The 2,359-nt window shown below is 68.6% G+C and carries 3 protein-coding genes; 1 reads left to right on the top strand and 2 read right to left on the bottom strand.

Features of this window, described 5'->3' with window-relative positions; translation table 11 throughout:
- A partial coding sequence (locus AC1DU6_RS27755; RefSeq protein WP_477861064.1) for a DUF6597 domain-containing transcriptional factor occupies window positions 1–750 on the bottom strand: 750 nt, incomplete at its 3' end.
- 66 nt (window positions 751–816) lie between these two features.
- On the opposite strand from AC1DU6_RS27755, the gene AC1DU6_RS27750 reads away from it, so the two are divergent.
- Entirely contained in the window at window positions 817–1,458 is a 642-nt protein-coding gene (locus tag AC1DU6_RS27750; RefSeq protein ID WP_477861065.1) for a glutathione S-transferase family protein, read from the top strand.
- Here AC1DU6_RS27750 and AC1DU6_RS27745 read toward each other — a convergent pair.
- Window positions 1,436–2,359: DUF6445 family protein (locus AC1DU6_RS27745; RefSeq protein ID WP_477861062.1), on the bottom strand; the 924-nt coding region annotated here is incomplete at its 5' end. The two genes, AC1DU6_RS27750 and AC1DU6_RS27745, sit on opposite strands and share 23 nt — an antisense overlap.

The raw sequence follows: 2,359 nt of genomic DNA, 5'->3' as shown, positions 1-2,359 counted from the left end.
GGCCTGGTCGTAATAGCCCAGGCGCTGGGCCAGTTCGGCCAGGTCCAGCTCGGCGCCGCTGGCAAGCTGGTCGGCCGCCTCGTGCAGGCGGTAGCGGCGAATGACCCATTTGGGGCTGACGCCGACATAGTCGCTGAACCAGGCCTGCAAGGCGCGCATGCCCACACCCGCGTGCTCGGCCAGTTCGTCCACGCGGGTCAGCGTAGGGTCGCTCTGGGCCAGGGCCAGGATGGCGTTGAGCCGGTCGACCTTGGGGTCAGGTTCGCCGAGCAGCGGGCGCAGCAGGCCTTCAGCGGCGGCAATCATGCCGGCGTCGTCGGGCTGGCTCAGCACGGCTCGCTCGGCCTGGGCGTCATCCACGGGCAGCACGGCCGACAGCGGCAGGTGGATGTCGGTGATGGTGTGCAGCGGGCGCCCGAGCAGGCCGCGAAAGCCGCCGGGCCGAAAGCGCAGGCCCAGGCCGCGGTTGGCGCCCGTGAGCCGGTGCTCATACGAACCGCTGACGACACCGAAGACGGCGGTCAGTTCGGCATCGAAGACGATGTTGACGACCGGATAGGGCAAGGTGCGCTGCACGAAGTCGGGCTGGCCGCGCAGATCCCATTCGACGATCCAGTGGTAGTCCAGGAAGGGCGCGAGGTCGGGCGCGGGCTCGTAGCGGGCGAGGCGGAATTTGCGCTGCGCGGTGGCCGGGTCGACGACGCCCTTGGCCCGGCTGGTCACGGCGCGCAAACGGGTGGTGGCTGTCATGCGTGTTTTTCCAAGACGGCGGCAGGGGCCGCAGCCTACAACGGCGCCTCCTTCACTCCATCCCACATCGCCATGAGCCGCTTCGTCACCCTCTTCCACGCCACCAACAGCCGCTCCGCCGGCGTGCGCATCCTCGTCGAGGAGCTGCAGGCCGAACACGAACTGCAGGTGCTCGACCTGACCAGGAAGCAGCAGCGTGAACCCGCCTATCTCGCCGTCAATGCCATGGGCAAGGTGCCGGCCCTGCTGCACGACGGCGCGCTCATCACCGAGCAGGCCGCTGTCTACCTCTACCTGGCCGAGCTCTATCCCGAGCGCGGCCTGGTGCCACCGGTGGGCGACCCGCTGCGCGGCGCCTTCCTGCGCTGGATGGTGTTCTATGGCTCCTGCTTCGAGCCGGCTATGACGGACCGGGCTCTCAAGCGCGAGGACTGCCAGCCTTCCTGGTCGCCCTATGGCGACTTCGACAGCGTCGTGYGCCTGGTGCAACAGCAACTGGAGGACGGCCGGACCTGGTGGCTGGGCGAGCGCCTGACGGTGGCCGACTTCCTGTGGGGCAATGCGCTCGCCGACATGCTGGCCTTCAAGATGATGCCGGCGACGCCGGCCGTGGAGGCCTACGCGGCGCGCCTGCGGTCCCGCCCGGCCGCGCAGCGCTCCCTGGCGCTGGATGCCGAACTGGCGGCTAGGCAGGCTGGCGGCTCTTGAAGAAGGCGTTGATGGTCAAGCGGCCCATGCCCGTCTGATAGCCGACCTGGGCCGCGGGCCAGTTGATGTCACCGGTATGGAAGATGCTGCCGCTGTAGAAGATGGCGCGGTTCCATTTGGCGGGTATCCGGCCGATGACCTCGAAGTAGCGGTTGCTCTCGGTCATGTAGCCGGGCGCGATGCCGTACTTGTCGCTGAAGGCGCTGCCGTTCAGCGTGTTGGAGTCGCGCATGAACTGGCGCGTCTCGGCGTCGGACATCAGCGAACGGAAGAACACGGTGCCCCCCAGTTGCTCGTCCTTGAACAGGTAGTGCACGGATGCCGAGATCACCTCGCCCGGCCCGATGGCGGAGTCGTCGCGGTGGCAGATGCGCTGGCGCGGGTCCAGCGTCGTGGCGTCCTGGGTGACACGCGAGAAGCGGCCGAACATGCCCAGCCCCGGGCCGGCACCCAGCCGGGGGCGCAGGTGCTGTTCGAAATAGCCCCCCAGTGCGCCGGCGATGCCGTCCGGCAGTGCCAGCTGCGGGCCGGGATAGGGATGGCCCGCGGGCGCCTCGAACTGGCCGGCCTGGGCCTGGGCAAGCGCCACGAGGGCCTCGGGGTCTTGCGCGAAGTCGTCGACCACGTAGACCGTCGCGCCGTTGGACAGCTGCACCGTCTCCAGACGGGCGTTGGGGTTGATGCGCAGCTCGGGGCCGACGACAGGCTTGTTCGTGACCAGGTCGAGCTTGGGTGCGGGGCAGAAGCCGTCGATGAACTGCTGGTGCTTTGGCAGCTTCATCAGCGTGCGCGCCACATCCTTGCGGATGTCGCCGAGGAACTCCGCGAGGTTGCGGTTGTCCATGTTGCGCGTGATGGGGTGGTGGCTGGCAGGCGTGATGCCCTGCCCCATCATGACCTG

This window comes from Roseateles sp. P5_B10 (assembly GCF_056400485.1).
The sequence above is the reverse complement of the archived record's forward strand: the minus strand, read 5'-3'. Positions and strand labels throughout refer to the sequence as shown.